Annotated in this window: 11 protein-coding genes and 2 tRNA genes; 5 read left to right on the top strand and 8 right to left on the bottom strand. The window is 71.2% G+C overall.

Going from position 1 to position 14,319, the window contains the following annotated elements; genetic code table 11:
- Positions 1–246 precede the first annotated feature (246 nt).
- Positions 247–2,277: a cellulose binding domain-containing protein gene (locus ACIA6B_RS11005; protein ID WP_396772527.1), complete on the top strand. Its 2,031-nt coding sequence runs from the start codon at positions 247–249 to the stop codon at positions 2,275–2,277.
- 336 nt (positions 2,278–2,613) lie between these two features.
- Here the strand turns inward: ACIA6B_RS11005 and ACIA6B_RS11000 are convergent, their stop codons facing one another.
- Positions 2,614–3,666, bottom strand: coding sequence for a polysaccharide deacetylase family protein (locus ACIA6B_RS11000; RefSeq protein ID WP_396772526.1), 1,053 nt, complete (start codon positions 3,664–3,666; stop codon positions 2,614–2,616).
- A gap of 372 nt (positions 3,667–4,038) precedes the next feature.
- Between ACIA6B_RS11000 and ACIA6B_RS10995 the strand changes: the two genes are divergently transcribed.
- On the top strand, positions 4,039–4,395 hold the full coding sequence (locus ACIA6B_RS10995; RefSeq protein ID WP_396772525.1) for a YciI family protein: 357 nt from the start codon (positions 4,039–4,041) through the stop codon (positions 4,393–4,395).
- A gap of 74 nt (positions 4,396–4,469) precedes the next feature.
- Positions 4,470–5,696, top strand: coding sequence for an RNA polymerase sigma factor (locus ACIA6B_RS10990; protein ID WP_396772581.1), 1,227 nt, complete (start codon positions 4,470–4,472; stop codon positions 5,694–5,696).
- A 342-nt stretch (positions 5,697–6,038) separates the two neighbouring features.
- Here ACIA6B_RS10990 and ACIA6B_RS10985 read toward each other — a convergent pair whose 3' ends face one another.
- The 5 genes from ACIA6B_RS10985 to ACIA6B_RS10965 form a co-directional block, all read right to left on the bottom strand.
- The gene (locus ACIA6B_RS10985) at positions 6,039–6,839 is read right to left on the bottom strand and encodes a hypothetical protein (RefSeq protein ID WP_396772524.1); all 801 of its coding nucleotides are present in this window, start codon (positions 6,837–6,839) and stop codon (positions 6,039–6,041) included.
- 360 nt (positions 6,840–7,199) lie between these two features.
- The gene (locus ACIA6B_RS10980; protein ID WP_396772523.1) at positions 7,200–7,490 is read right to left on the bottom strand and encodes a hypothetical protein; all 291 of its coding nucleotides are present in this window, start codon (positions 7,488–7,490) and stop codon (positions 7,200–7,202) included.
- Positions 7,487–7,807: a hypothetical protein gene (locus ACIA6B_RS10975; RefSeq protein ID WP_396772522.1), complete on the bottom strand. Its 321-nt coding sequence runs from the start codon at positions 7,805–7,807 to the stop codon at positions 7,487–7,489. Before ACIA6B_RS10975 ends, ACIA6B_RS10980 begins: the two co-directional genes overlap by 4 nt.
- 240 nt (positions 7,808–8,047) lie before the next feature.
- Positions 8,048–8,120 (bottom strand) — tRNA-Arg (locus ACIA6B_RS10970).
- 36 nt (positions 8,121–8,156) lie between these two features.
- Positions 8,157–8,247 (bottom strand) — tRNA-Ser (locus tag ACIA6B_RS10965).
- A 471-nt stretch (positions 8,248–8,718) separates the two neighbouring features.
- Here ACIA6B_RS10965 and ACIA6B_RS10960 point away from each other — a divergent pair.
- A complete protein-coding gene (locus ACIA6B_RS10960; RefSeq protein ID WP_396772521.1) occupies positions 8,719–10,308 on the top strand; it encodes a hypothetical protein in 1,590 nt (529 codons plus the stop codon).
- Here the strand turns inward: ACIA6B_RS10960 and ACIA6B_RS10955 are convergent.
- Positions 10,269–11,042 carry a CPBP family intramembrane glutamic endopeptidase gene (locus ACIA6B_RS10955; RefSeq protein ID WP_396772520.1) on the bottom strand — a complete coding sequence of 258 codons (774 nt, stop codon included), beginning with the start codon at positions 11,040–11,042 and terminating at the stop codon, positions 10,269–10,271. The genes ACIA6B_RS10960 and ACIA6B_RS10955 overlap by 40 nt on opposite strands.
- Before the next feature lie 122 nt (positions 11,043–11,164).
- Between ACIA6B_RS10955 and ACIA6B_RS10950 the strand changes: the two genes are divergently transcribed.
- Positions 11,165–12,286, top strand: coding sequence for a globin domain-containing protein (locus ACIA6B_RS10950; protein WP_396772519.1), 1,122 nt, complete (start codon positions 11,165–11,167; stop codon positions 12,284–12,286).
- A 182-nt stretch (positions 12,287–12,468) separates the two neighbouring features.
- On the opposite strand, the gene ACIA6B_RS10945 is transcribed toward ACIA6B_RS10950, so the two are convergent.
- Positions 12,469–14,001, bottom strand: a complete 1,533-nt coding sequence (locus ACIA6B_RS10945; protein WP_396772580.1) for a peptide deformylase — start codon at positions 13,999–14,001, stop codon at positions 12,469–12,471.
- Positions 14,002–14,319: the final 318 nt, after the last annotated feature.

Raw genomic sequence — 14,319 nt, 5'->3', positions numbered from 1 at the left:
GCGATACCGAAAGGCCGCCTGGTTGATCAACGCGGTCAGCGCGAACGACACAACCGACTGTTCGGTGGCGTACCGCGTCGCCGAGCAGTGGCCGAGCCGCTCGACCACCACCGTGAGCGACCGTCGCGGCCCAGTTCTCCCAGGTCGTCCCGGGTCAGATCAGCGTCGTCGACGGAGACCCGGAAGGGCGCGAATCGTCTGTGCGCCCGTGTCGACAGATTTCGTCCATCCCCGAGAAGGGTCCCCATGAAGAACAAACGTCTCGCGATCTGGGCAGCGATCGCTCTGCTCGTCCTCGGTGGTGTCGGGACGGGCACCCTGGTGGCGCCGGTCTACGGTGCGACCACCGCGGCTGGCACCGGCTCGCCCGGCTTGGCCGCCGGCGGCTGCGTCGCGGATCCCGCCCTGCGCGGTGCCACGAAAAGCCCGCTCTACACCGTCGCGGCGGACGGTACGCCGCTGTTCGTCGAGAAGATGACCAAGTATGCCCCCGAGATGCAGGTGCATCATGCGCACTGCTCCATGGCGGGAGCGGGCACGGCCCAGTTCTCGGTCACTGTCGCCGAGAGCTTCAGCTCGTACACCGTCAGCCCCAAGAGCCGGAGGCTCAGCGTTGCCCGCAGCGGCAACACCATCACCTTCACCAGCGGCCCGAACTACCTGATCGTGCAGTTCGACGCCAAGGAACTGCTGTTCATCCTGATCGACGCGCCCGAGACGGACGCGCCCCAACTGGGGGACGCCAACGTCAAGAACCTCGCCGACTACGGCGTCGACAACACCGGGGCGACCCTGGTCACGGCAAAGATCCAGGGCGCCATCAACGCCGCGTCCGGGGCGACCCGCAACATCCTGTACGTGCCTCCGGGCCGGTACCAGGTCGGCGAGCTGTGGATGAGGAGCAATATGACCCTCTACCTGGCAACCGGCGCGGTCCTCTACGGCTCGAACCAGAAAGCGGACTTCAACACCGGCAGCGGTGGGGTGAACATCGAGGGCATGCAGCACGCCTCCCTGCGGATGTTCCAGGTGAGAAACGCCAAGCTGCTGGGCCGCGGCGCCATCGACGGGAACGGGAAGTACCTGCGGGCCCAAGGCATCAATCTGGCCGTGCTGAAGATCGAGGAGAGTTCCGACATCCTGGTCGACGGCATCACCGTCCGCGACTCCAGCTACTGGAACACGCTCGTCTACCGCAGCGACAAGGTCACCATCAAGAACTACAAGTTGATCAACTGCCGGCCCACGACGGGGTACAACAACACTGACGGCGTGGACTTCGACGAGTCGACCAACAGCCTGCTGTCGAACGCGTTCCTCTACACCGGTGACGACAACATGGCGACCAAGAACGAGTTCGCCAACAGCGGCACGATCAACACCAGGAACGTCATCCACGAGCACATCGTCTGCTACAGCAACTCCGCCTGCGCGAAGATCGGCACCAAGACCGAAGGGTCTTCCATGGACGGGATCGTCTTCCGCGACATCGACGTGGTGAAGGCAGGCCGCTCGATGGTGATCGACGCAGTCGACACCGCCGTCGTTTCGAACACCCGATGGGAAGACGTCAGGGTGGAACAGACCGACAGCCTGATCGACCTGCAGGAGGACCGCCCGCCGTCCTGGCGCACGGTGAAGAACACCTCGACCATCCGCGACGCCTACTTCACGAACGTCTCCTCAGACGTGAAGAAGGTCGTCAACCTGCACGGTAGATCGTCGACCATCAATATCAACGGCGTGCACTTCAGCAACTTCACCGTCCAGGGCAAGCCGATCACCAGCCAAACCGACCCGGACGCGAGCTGGAACATCAACTCGTACGTCTCGAACATCACCTTCTCCACGTCGCCGCCCACCACTCCGCCGCCCACCACTCCGCCGCCGACCACGCCCCCGCCGACCACCCCACCGCCCACCACACCCCCGCCGACCACGCCCCCGCCGAGCCAGTCCGACGCCTGCGAGGTGGGATACACGATGAACGCGTGGAACGACGGTTTCACCGCCAGCATCCACATCACCAATCGCGGTGCGTCTGCGATCAACGGTTGGACCCTGGCGTTCACTCTGCCCAGCGGGCAAACCGTGACCAGCGGCTGGAACGCCACCTTCACGGGCTCCACCGGTCAGATATCCGCACGTAACGTCTCGTACAACGGGACGCTGGCGGCAGGCGGATCCACCGACATCGGCTTCCAGGCCACCCACACCGGCAATACCGGTAAGCCTGGCTCCTTCACCCTCAACAACGTCAGCTGCGCCCTCTCCTGACGGACACACCGACTCAGCCGGTGGAACCGTGCCCGGGACCAGGGGCGCGGTTCCACCGCTGGGCACGCGAGCCCCGGCCGGGAGTGTGGATCCGACGGAGACTCTCTGGTGCCGGCGTCTTGACACAGAGAGGTGCCGTTGACGAGACGCCCGCTTCGACGACGGACTCTGGCGCTTCGTCCGTGAGGTCCTGGACGAGCCGCAGCTGACGGAGCCCGGCGCCGCCTCGGCCGGGGGTGCCCCTACGGTCCACGTCAGTTGGAGTTCACCGTAGGGGCACACCTTGGTCGACCACGTCTGCCTGAGCCGTTTCCGGTGGCCCGGGGGCCTTCGGGATCAGCCCGTGGTGCAGGAGCGGATCTGGGCTCTGGCGCTGCTGTTGCCGTTCATCATCGTGGTGAAGCCGAAGGTGTTGCCGCTGCCGTTGGACCGCATCGTCATCACGTAACCGGTGCTGTCCCAACTGGGGGAGCCGTTCCAGGTGGTGGAGATCCGCTGCGGCGCGGTCACCGCCACGACCACGGTCCAGTTGCTGGCCCCCGCCACCGTCACCGAGGTGTTGTACCGGTCACCCCAGACATTGGGAGTCGTCGCCGTCGCGGTGCACCCGCCGGTGGGCGGTGGAGTGGTTGGCGTGCCGGTCGGCGGCGGAGTGGTCGGCGGCGGAGTGCCGTCCGGGGCCACCGCTCGGCCGGTGCTCGGTGAAATCATGCCCGGACAGAGGTTGCGGCTGCTCAGGTTGGCCATGATCTGCGGAATCGCGTCGCGGGTGTTCTGAATGCCGTCGTGCATCAGGATCACCTGGCCGGCCTGGAGGCGGCTGGCGTTGGAGACGATCTGGCTGACGCTGGCGCCGTTCCAGTCCTGGGAGTCGACGTCCCAGATCACCTGGCGCAGGCCGAGCGACGAGGCGACCGACTGGAGGGTCGAGTTGGTCTCTCCGTAGGGCGGGCGGAACAACTGCGGCCGGACGCCGGTCGCCGACTGGATCGCCGAGTTGGTCTGGGAGAGGTCCGACTGCATCTGGCTCTGGCTCATCGAGGTCATGTGCGCGTGGTTCCAACTGTGGTTGCCCACCCACATGCCGGCGTCGACCTGGGCCCGCGCGGCGGACGGATTGCCCTGCACGTTCTGCCCGACGTTGAACATGGTCGCCCGTACGCCGTTCGCGCGCAGCACGGACAGCAGTGCGCTTGTGCTGCTGGTCGGCCCGTCATCGAAGGTGAGGCCGACGTACCCGTTGCAGGTGGCGGCGCTGGACGGAGTGGCGGCGACCGCGAGACCGACGGCGCCCAGCGCCACGGTGGAGGCGAGCACGGCCAACCGGACGGTGAGACGCGTTGTTCGGGGGGCGGACGGACGGCGGGAGCCGCCGATGCTGGCGTTCATGCGCAGGTCCTCCTTGGGACGGGTGACACCTGACGACGCATGACTTCAATCGACAGAGACGAATGTCACCGCGATCGGAGTATTGCAGCGGCGTTTCGAACCCGTCAATAATTGTTCCGGAAATTTTCCGGAGATTTTCCGGAAGCCAGCTGGCCGGCCGCGGCCACCTGGGCGGAGGGGTCCGTGGAGAGGGTGTCGAGGGCGTCGACGTCGCGCAGATGCTGCTCGCCGCAGTCCGGCGCGGCGACCAGACCCCCGGACCGGCGAACGCCTGAGAAATCGTCGCGCCGGTTGTCGATTCGGGGCCAGGCTGTGCGACGGAAGGGTGCGGGGCCGGAGGGACCGGCCCACGACGCCCGACAGGAGTCCGACATGGCGCAGTACATGATCTCGATCTACGAGCGCGAGGCCGAATACGCGGCCCTCACGCCCGAGGCGTGGTTCTCGGTGGTCGACGCGCACGGCGCGTTCGCCAAGGCCGTCGCCGACCTCGGCGGCACGATCACCGGCGGCGGCGTCCTGCAGCCCACGACCACGGCCACGTCGATCCGCGGCGGTGAGGTCACCGACGGCCCCTTCGTCGAGACCAAGGAGGCGTTCGGCGGCTTCTACCTCGTCGAGGCCCGCGACCTCGACCACGCCCTCGAAATCGCCAAGCTCACGCCCGCCCCGTTCGGCGGCGTCGAGGTCCGGCCGCTCATGGACGTGAACGCCGGCCCGGCCCAGTGACCTCTGCCGCGAGCCCTCCCCCGGGTGGGGTCGCGGACGCACTGGCGGACGCGCACCGTCGCGAGTGGGCCTTCGTGCTCGCCGCGACGGTGCGCGTCGCCGGCGACCTCGACGTGGCCGAGGAGTGCGCCCAGGAGGCCTACGTCGACGCGATGACCGCGTGGACGCGCTCGGGCGTGCCCGAGCGGCCCGGTGCCTGGCTCACGACGACGGCCCGCCGTCGCGCCGTCGACCGGCTGCGGCGCGAGGTCGCCCTGCGCCGCAAGTTGCCCCTGCTCGTCGAACCCGTCGAGGCGGACGCCTCGGGGTCGCCGTCCGGCAGTGACACGGACGGCGACGAGGCGGTACCCGACGACCGGCTGCGGCTGCTCTTCACGTGCTGCCACCCGGCGCTCGACCCGGCCGCGCGGGTCGCCCTCACCCTGCGGCTCGTTTGCGGTGTGGCCACGCCCGACGTCGCCCGGGCGTTCCTCGTGCCGGAGCCGACGATGGCGGCGCGGATCACCCGGGCGAAGAAGAAGATCACCCAGGCGCGGATCCCCTATCGCACCCCGACGGCAGCGGAGCTACCCGAGCGTCTGGACAGCGTGCTGGCCGCCGTCCACCTGCTCTTCAGCACCGGCCACACCGCGCCGACCGGCGAGCGACTCGTGCGCGACGACCTCTGCGAGCGCGCCCTCGACCTGGCCCGCACGCTCGTGCAGCTGCTGCCCGTCGAGCGCGAGACCCGCGGGCTGCTCGGGCTGCTGCTGCTCACCCACGCGCGCCGGGCCGCGCGGCTCGACCCGCAGGGCCGGCTCGTGCTGCTCGAGCACCAGGACCGGCAGCAGTGGGACCACGTCATGATCGTCGAGGGCCTGCGCTGGACCGTCGAGTCCCTGCAGGCCCCGCGACCCGGACGCTTCGCCCTGCAGGCCGCGATCGCCGGGGCCCACGCCGTCGCGCCGACGTTCGCGGCCACCGACTGGGCCCGCGTCGTGCACCTCTACGACCTGCTGCTGGCGGTCGAGCCGTCACCGGTCGTCGAACTCAACCGCGCCGCCGCGCTGGCATTCGCCGAGGGGCCGGCGGCGGCGCTGGGGATCGTCGAACGGCTCGCCGGCGATGCCCGGTTGCGCTCGTACCCGTACGTGCACGCCGTCCGGGCCGACCTGCTGCGGCGCCTGGGCCGGGGCGGTGAGGCGTCCGCCGCCTACCGCGCGGCGCTCGACCTGACCGCCAACGGGGCCGAGCGCGACTTCCTCCGGCGCCGGATCAGCGACCTCGACCCCGGCACGGCGACCCGGGCGCCGAACCGGTGACCGCCCACCGCCGAACGCGATCCGGGCCCTGCCCGCCACTCCACGGGCCTCATGCTGGTTGATCACTCGCACCTCATGCCCGTCGTCGGGCAGTCGTGACAGCCCGGCTTTGTCAAGATCAAGCCGACTGTCGGCCAGCGTCGGAAACTGCCGTTGACCTGCTCATCATGTTGGCTTCCGTAGCCCTCGGACGGCGCCCGTCGGTCGGCTTGGCTGTACCGATGGCTGTACAGCTACCAGCCCTCGTCGATGATGAGGAGCTTCGAGGCGTCGGGCGTTCGTTCACCCGTTAGCTCGTTCTCCCGTTATACGACCGGGCCGACAGACACGGCGAAAGTTGTCTCACGGGGTCGGGTCGGGGAAGTTGCGGTGCGGGCAGTTCGTCGGGGTGCTGGGGTCGACCCGGTGCAGGGCGTATGCCGTGCCCTGGGGTGGGGTGTGCGTCGTCGGCGCCCGGTCGCCGATCATGACGAGCGCGTGCCAGCCGGTGCGCTGTGCGGTGTAGAGCGTGCAGCCGTCGAGCACCTGGGTGTGCTGGCGTACGGTCGCGGTGGCCCGGCCCTGGGCGAAGGTGGTCGGGACCGCCAGGTCGCTCTCGATCAGGAACAGCGTGGACCCGGCGGTGGTCGTGTTGGCCCAGAACTGCTCACCGGCGCTCAGGTGGATGTCGGCGATCGAGACGACGTCGGTGTCGGCGAGGCTGACGAATGCCAGGTCCGGATCGCTCGGGCCGGTGACGCCGTGGTGGGTGACGGCGGGGATGGTGATCGTGTCGGCGCCGGTGTGCTGCTGGACCCAGTAGACGCCGGGCGTGTACTGGGTCACCGTCGCCGTGTAGGAGCCGAACGGGCGGCGTCCGACGTTGGAGTCGACCGCGACGAAGTCGGTCTGACCGGCACCGTACAGGCTGCTCGCCACGGTCGTGCCGGAGCTGTCGCGCAGGGCGAGGTCCCAGTCGGCGGTCGCGGCCGGCTGGACCGCGACGACCGACCAGTGCCGGTTGTAGGTGCGGTAGCTGAAGTCCTGGGCGGTCCGGGCGATCTGCACGTCGCCGTCGCCCAGACCGGTGCTTGCCCGAGCGGTGCCCGGATTCAGCATGGCACCGAGGATGACGACGGTGACGGCGGCGGCGATGCGCCGCATGGCACTCCGCCGCTTGGTGAGGCTACGGCACATCACGATTCCTGCTTCGGCGAAGTAGTGGTGGTAGCTAGTTCCACACAAGGCGGTTCCCTAGCGAAGTCGGGTACCCGAACCCTAAGTGCCCTGTGCCAGTCGAGCGGCTGGTGCCCGGCGCCGCGGGGAAGAAGCGGCCCTGGGTGGCCGCTTCCCGGCAGGCGGAACACAGACCCCTCGACCGTGTACGTCCAGCCGGCACGGCCACTCGTGGCCCGATGAATCTGCTTCAAAGGCCGGATTGTGAGGATCATCAGGTCACATCGCCAGTGACGGTGATCGCTCACCGCCCGGTCAGGACGCCCCCTGTCCCGCTGACACGCCCGGTCAGCAGAACCAGCCGTCCTGCACCCAGCCGCGCCGGTTGATGTGACCGTAGGCAAAACCGTAGACGTAGCCGCCACTGCGGGGACCCTCGACCAGGAACGTCTGACCCTGATAGAGGGTGCCCATCCAGGCGCCGACGGGCTGAGTGCGGACGAACAGGTCACTCGCGCACACCGTTTCCCGCTCCCCGATCGTGCCGTTGGCGGCCTGCGCCGGGGTCGACATGGCGAGTGTCGCGGCGACGACTGCGACCAGCAGACCGGCGGCCACCCGGGTGCTACGCCGGCTCACCACGAGTCGTACCCACCGATGCACTCGGCGCGCAGGTAGCCCCAGTCGTTGGGGCCGAAGTCGAAGGCAGCCGCCCACCCGTTGTAGACCGGGTGCGCCCCCGGCGTGTGGCCGATCTTGTTGCCGTAGGCCAAGGTCCGCTTCAGGCCGGCCGGACCGCTGGCGGAGTCGTAGTTGGCGTAGAAGCTGGCGCTCTGGCAGATCACGATGGCGTGCCGTGGCACCACCGGATCGGCCTGGGCCGGCGTGGCGCCCAGGGCGATCGTTGTCGCTCCGATGGCCAACGCGGCGGCAATCGCGCGCTCTCGTCGGGGCATGCCCACCTCCCGCACGGCGAAACTTTCCCACCGAAGACCCTATCGACGGGGTTGATAAATGTCGATGGGAGGTGGTTGTCGAGCGAGCTCCCGAGGACGCCACTGCCGCCCACCGGACGGGACCGGACGCGAGGGACGCTCGTCGCACGAGCACCCACCGAGCACCCAACCGACCACAAGGGACAGACAAAAGGAAGGGCCTGACCGCCGCTCCGGCAGGTCAGACCCCTCATGATCTTGTGCGCCCGAAGGGACTCGAACCCCTAACCTTCTGATCCGTAGTCAGATGCTCTATCCATTGAGCTACGGGCGCCTGGTGCTCGGCCAGTCTACACAACCGGCTTTCGCGCGGAGACTCCGGGATTCGAACCCGGGAGGGGCTTTAAAACCCCAACCGCATTAGCAGTGCGGCGCCATAGACCAGACTAGGCGAAGTCTCCTCGGTGGCCCGGAGGTCACCGCGCCCGAGAATACAGGTCCACACCCGTCGGGGGCAAAGCGGATACCGGCACCCCGCCGAACCCGCCGCGTCGTCGCCGTGTGCCAGGTCACGTCCCCGACTACGCTCCATCGATATGCAGGAGCAGCCGCCGAGCGATCCGCCCCGTCGCGAGCCCCCCGCCAAGGCCCGGCGGAGCCGCTCCCCCCGACCGACCTTCAGCCCGCCGCCAACCCCGGAACCGCCGGCGACGGACGCGGGGGACGAGACGAACGACACGCCGCCCCGCAGGCGGGCGCGCGGGGCCGCGCCGAGCGTCCTCTTCCAGCCACCGACGCCGGCCGCCGACGTCCCGCCGGCCCCGCGTCCGCGACCGGCCGCCGAGCCGGCCACGACCGGTCCGGGGCCGTCGGCCGGCGAACCGGCCGCACCGGAGACCACCGATTCGGGTACGCCGACCGCTGGCCCGGCCATGATCGATCTCCCCACCGCACCCGGGACGGTCGACCCGGCGCCGGTATCCGACGTGGCGGCGCGTGCGCCGGAACCGGCCGAAGGGGGTCCGGACGACACGCCGCCCACCACCGCCACTTCCGTGGGCAAGGCGGCCCCGAAGCGGGCGCGTCGTGCCCCGGCCGAGAAGGCCGAGAAGGCCGAGAAGAAGACCGCACCGACCGCTCGGAAGGCGCCCGCCACGACCCGGAAGACGACCGTCGCACCGGAGTTCACCGCGCCGGGCCGGGCGGACCAGTCCTCCTCGGGCACGCCCGACACGGCGGTGGACGCGGCCGGGGCCGCCCCACGGCCGGTTCGGGCCCGACGGAGCACGAAGACCGCCCCGGCGGCGAAGACCAGCCCCACGAAGCGCGCCACAACGCCGGCGCCGACCGAACCCGGGCCGGACGCGGCAGCCGACGACCAGCCGAAGACACGTCCCGCCGTGCGCAAGCGCACCGGCGCCACCGCCGAACGACCGGCCGAACTGCTCGTAGGCCCGAACGTTCCCGGCCCCGACGCGGGCCGACCCGAACGGACCGAGCACGAGCGGGCCGAGCACGAGCCGACCGCACCCGAGCCGGCTCCACCCGGGCCCGCCGAGCACCAGCCGACCGCACCCGAGCCGGCCGAGCGCCAGCCGGCTGCATCCGAGCCGACCGCCCCCGAGCCGACCAAGCACCAGCCGGCTACATCCGAGCCGATCGAGCACCAGCCGACCGCATCCGAGCCGATCGAGCACCAGCCGGCCACATCCGAGCTGATCGAGCACCAGCCGACCGCATCCGAGCCGACCGCATCCGAGCGCCCCGAGCGGGGGCGGAGCGACCACGAACCGGCCGGACGGCACCGGTCGGGCACGGAGGTGGCCGGCGCGCCGGACGCGGCGGGCCCGCGTACCCCGGTGGTGGGCTGGCAGGCGGTGGGGCCGCGCCTGCGCGACCACCCCGGGTTCGCGCCGGAGCTGCTGGCCCTGGCCGCGGTGGACGCGCTCGGGCCGCGGGCCCGGAGTTGGGTGGAGCAGGTCCGGTCGGCCTATCCGGCGGCGGACGCGGACGGGGTGGCCCGGCTGGCGACCCGGCGGTTCGTCCTCATGGCCGGTACGGGTGGTGCGCTGGCGGCGGGGGCGGGCGTGTTCGCGCCGGTCGCGGAGCTGGCGGCGGTGCTGTGGACGCAGGCGAACCTGGTGCTGCACGTGGCGGCTGCCTACGGGCGGGACCCGGCGCACCCGGACCGCGCGGCCGAGCTGCTGGTGCTGACGTCGGTGCACCCGGACGACGGGGCCGCGCGGGCGGCGTTGGCGGCGGCCCGGGCGGCGGACGTCCCGGCGGACGGGCCGTGGGGCCGGACCGCCGAGGCGGCCTGGCGGCTGGCCATGCCGGTGGCGGCGCAGGCGGGCGGCTGGCTCGGGTTGCGACTGGCGGCGCGGTTGTTGCCGGGCGCGGCGGTGCTGGCGGCGGCGATCGGCGGTACGGCCGCGGCGGAGCGGGTCGCCGCCCGGGCGGTCGCCCGGTACCGGCGCGCCGGTCAGAGCCAGTCGAACCAGGATCGCGGCAGTAGCGCGTAGCCGACGAAGGCGACCACGTCGAGCAGCGTGTGCGCGACGATCAGCGGGGCCACCCGGCGGGTGCGCAGGTAGAACAGCCCGAAGATCACGCCCATCACGGCGTTGCCGAGGAACGCGCCGAAGCCCTGGTACAGGTGGTAGGAGCCGCGTAGCAGGGCGCTGGTGGCGACGACCGCGCCGAGCCGCCAGGTGAGCTGCCGCAGCCGGGTGATCAGGTAGCCGACCACGATCACCTCCTCCAGCACGGCGTTCTGCACGGCGGCGAGGATCAGCACCGGCACCGCCCACCACAGGTCCGGCAGCGCGGCCGGGACCAGCGTGGCGTTCACCCCGAGCTGGGCCGCCGCCCAGAACAGCGCCAGCCCGGGCAGGCCGATGAGCGCGGCCAGGCCCGCGCCCCGGGCCAGGTCCGCACCGGGCCGGGTCAGGTCGACGCCGAGCGTCCGGGCCGGGTCGCCGGGGTCACGCGCCAGCAGGTGTACGGCGAGCAGCACCGGCAGCAGCGCGAAGACGATCCCGAGCAGTTGGTACGTGAGGTCGAGGTACGGCCGGGCCGAGGTGGACGTGTTCAGCGCGGCGGTCTGCTTCGACAACCCGCCCGACGCGGTCAGCTTCGCGATCAGCGAGACCAGCGCGTACACGGCCGACTGGCCGAGGGAGAGGCCGAGCACGAGCAGCGTCTCGGTGCCCAGCACCCGGCGGGAGACCGGCCGGGCCGGCTCGTCAACCGTCACCGGACCATGAAACCACTTCGCCGGGCAAATGAGCCGGTCGCACATTGTGTGCGACCGGTAGGCACGCTCCGTGGACATTCTATCCGGGCCGATCCGCCCGTCCGGAGAAGGAGCGTGCCCCTGTGGAGAACGTCGCGCGGCTGTTGAAGGAGAGCTGGGCCCTGGTCGAGGAGCACGGGGAGCGGCTCTGCGGCCACTTCTACGCCCGGATGTTCCTGCTCGACCCGGAGCTGCGCAAGCTTTTCCCGGTGCAGATGAGCGGGCAGCGCGACCGACTGCTGGAGGCGATCGTGACGGCCGCCCAGACGGCGGACGACCCGGAGGCGTTCGACGAGTACCTGCGCGGGCTGGGCCGGGACCACCGGAAGTACCACGTCACGGCGGACCACTACGCCACGCTGGGCGTCGCGCTGCTGGACGGCCTGCGCACCGTCGCCGGGGACGGTTGGAGCCTGGAGTACGACCAGGCGTGGCGGGACGCGTACGCGAGCATCAGTGAGCGGATGCTCGCCGGCGCGGCGGCCGACGGGAACCCGCCGTTCTGGCACGCGGAGGTGCTGACGCACGAGCGGCACGGCCCGGACACCGCGGTGCTGACCGTGCGCGCGCTCCAGGATCCGCTGACCTGGCAGGCCGGCCAGTACGTCAGCGTGGAGGTGCCCCGCTACCTGCCGCGTACGTGGCGGACGTACTCGGTGGCGAACGCCCCGAACGAGGAGAACGTGCTGGAGTTCCACGTCCGTACGCCGGCCGGGGCCGCCGGTTGGGTGTCCAGCGCGCTGGTGCGCCGGACCAGGCCGGGTGACCTGTTACGGCTGGCCGCGCCGATGGGCTCGATGACGCTGGACCCGGACTCCACCCGGGACATCCTCTGCGTGGCCGGCGGGGTGGGGCTGGCCCCGATCAAGGCGCTGGTGGAGGAGCTGACCCGGGTCAACCGCACCCGCTGGGTGCACGTCTTCTACGGCGCCGGCCACCCGGACGAGCTGTACGGGCTGGCCGGTCTCCAGGAGCTGGTGACGGCGCACCCCTGGCTGTCGGTGACGCCGGCGTGCAGCGCCGACCCGGACTTCGCCGGGGAACTCGGCGACGTCTCCGAGGTGGTCACCCGGTACGGCCCCTGGACCACGCACGACTGTTACGTCTCCGGGTCGGCCGCCATGGTCCGGGCGACCCTGCGGGCGCTGGCCGCCGACGACGTCCCGCCGGACCACATCCGCTACGACACGTTCGGCACCCTCTAGAGCCATCCTCCCCCCAAGCCGGGGGGGGGGGGGGGGGCGCCCCCCGGCCCCCCCCCCCCCCCCCCCCCCCCCCCCCGCCGGCGCCCCCCCCCCCCCCCCCCCCCCCCCCCCCCCCCCCCCCCCCCCCCCCGTTTCCCGGTACGCGGGCCAGGCGGCAACCAGCCCGCGTGCCGGAGCCCTTCTCAGTAGCGCCAGGGGGTGCCGGTCTCGCGGTACTCCTCCACCGGCACCAGGGGCACGCCCGGTGCCATCCGGTCGACGTAGAGCCGCCCCTCCAGGTGGTCGATCTCGTGCGCGACCAGGCGGGCCATCGCGTACTCGAAGGACGTGATGACGCGGCTGCCGTCCCACTGGGCGTGTTCCACGTCGATCCGCAACGGCCGGGGCACCAGGCCACGGTGGTCGAAGAAGGAGAGGCAGCCCTCGTACTGCTCGTCGGTCTCGGTGGCGGCGTCCACCACCCGGGGGTTGAGCAGCACGACCGGCTCGGCCGCCCGGTCGACGGGGCGGACCAGCGCGGCGGACCAGCCGATCCCGAGCTGCGGCGCGGCCAGGCCGACGCCCTTGCTGAACGGGTGCAGCTCGTCGAGGCGGGCCAGCATGCCGGCGAGCCGGTCGACCACCTGCCGGGCGTGCCGTTCCTCGGCCGGCAGGTCGAACTGGCGGGCGGGCTGCCGGAGCAGGTCGTCGCCGCGTTGCACGATGCCGACCGCGCGCATCCGGTCGCTGGCGCGTACCCGGGTCTCCCCGGCGGGCGTGCTGTCCGGTTCGGTGTCCGGCGCGGGGCTGCGGAACCGCCACTGCATCCGGTAGCGGGCGTTCAGCGGCGGGTCGTCGGTCCCCCACTCGTAGATGACCCGGTCGGCGTCCCGGGTCTGCTGGATCGGGGTCCGCAGCGGGCCCTCCTCCGCCGACAGCGAGGTCTCCGCGCCCCACACCTTGGGGTCGAGGTCCGCCGGCAGGTCGAGGCGCACCGCGAGGTGCCGGGTGGGCAGGCGTACGGCGCGCTGGAACCAGGGGCCCCACTTGTCCCGTCCGACGCGGTAGGCGTACTCGATGGTGACCCGGTCGCCCGGGTAGAGCGGGAAGCGTCCCTCGTCGTTCTCGAAGAGCAGCCAGATCTCCTTGAACGCGTCCCGGTCGTGCTTGGCCCGCCAGTGCATCGGCTCGCGTCCGCTGCCGTCGTCCCGGTACGCGGTGAGTTGCAGCTCGGCGAACGTGAGGGGGTGCTCGCGGTGGTGCCGGTTGGAGCGGCCCGGGTCGTTCGGGTAGCGGTCGACGGCGACCCGGACCAGGTAGCGGGTGACCGGTTCGGTGCCGGCGTTGTACAGCTCCCGCCGGATGGTGCAGTGGTAGCTGTCGCCGGTGTGGGTGAGCGTGGCGACCTCGCGTTCCACCACCAGGCCGGTGCCGGGGGGCAGCCACTGGCCGGGGACGGGCGGATCGCGGTGCGTCCCGGTGACGCGGCTGTGCCGCAGCTCGTCGTACTCCCGGAAGCGCTGCCAGATCGCGCCGCTGGCCTCCAGGACGGCCTCGGCCCGGCGGGCGAAGTCCTCGGTGGGCCGGTGCCGGCGTCCTTCGACGTGGCTGACGTAGGACGGGTCGAAGCCCATCAGCGTCGCCAGCTGCTTCTTGGACAGCCCTCGGCCGGTGCGGTGCCGGGCGAGCTCGACCGCGAAGGACTCGGCGGCACGCTCGATCGGTGAGGTCATCAGCTTCCTCGTACGCGGGAAGACCATTTTCACGTTTCGTGGCCGAACGTGTACGGAAACTGCCTCGTATTCGACAGTCATCTTGACAATTCAACGTCAGGCGTCGATGCTTGCGCGGCCTGGCGAGCCCTCCTGCCCGGCGTTTTCCGCCCACCCCGCCGGGTAGTACACGACGGCGACGGAGTGACCGGGACCTCCCCATCAAGCCCCGTGGTGCCTCTTCCCTCCGTCCGGGAGTGTGGTTAGGCTATCCTTAGCTTCGGTCGACGGCACGCGCCGGCCGACGGGCTACCGGACGGGGGACGGCCAGGTGACTGCGGT

The organism is Micromonospora sp. NPDC051141 (assembly GCF_044455765.1).
Taxonomy (GTDB): Bacteria; Actinomycetota; Actinomycetes; order Mycobacteriales; family Micromonosporaceae; genus Micromonospora.
This window is presented reverse-complemented; position numbering and strand designations above follow the sequence as displayed.

Excerpts from the sequence above, each read along its gene's own strand:
- ACIA6B_RS11005 (WP_396772527.1), top strand. The coding sequence starts at position 247 with ATGAAGAACAAACGTCTCGCGATCTGGGCAGCGATCGCTCTGCTCGTC.
- ACIA6B_RS11000 (WP_396772526.1), bottom strand. The coding sequence starts at position 3,666 with ATGAACGCCAGCATCGGCGGCTCCCGCCGTCCGTCCGCCCCCCGAACA.
- ACIA6B_RS10995 (WP_396772525.1), top strand. The coding sequence starts at position 4,039 with ATGGCGCAGTACATGATCTCGATCTACGAGCGCGAGGCCGAATACGCG.
- ACIA6B_RS10985 (WP_396772524.1), bottom strand. The coding sequence starts at position 6,839 with ATGCGGCGCATCGCCGCCGCCGTCACCGTCGTCATCCTCGGTGCCATG.
- ACIA6B_RS10975 (WP_396772522.1), bottom strand. The coding sequence starts at position 7,807 with ATGCCCCGACGAGAGCGCGCGATTGCCGCCGCGTTGGCCATCGGAGCG.
- ACIA6B_RS10960 (WP_396772521.1), top strand. The coding sequence starts at position 8,719 with ATGATCGATCTCCCCACCGCACCCGGGACGGTCGACCCGGCGCCGGTA.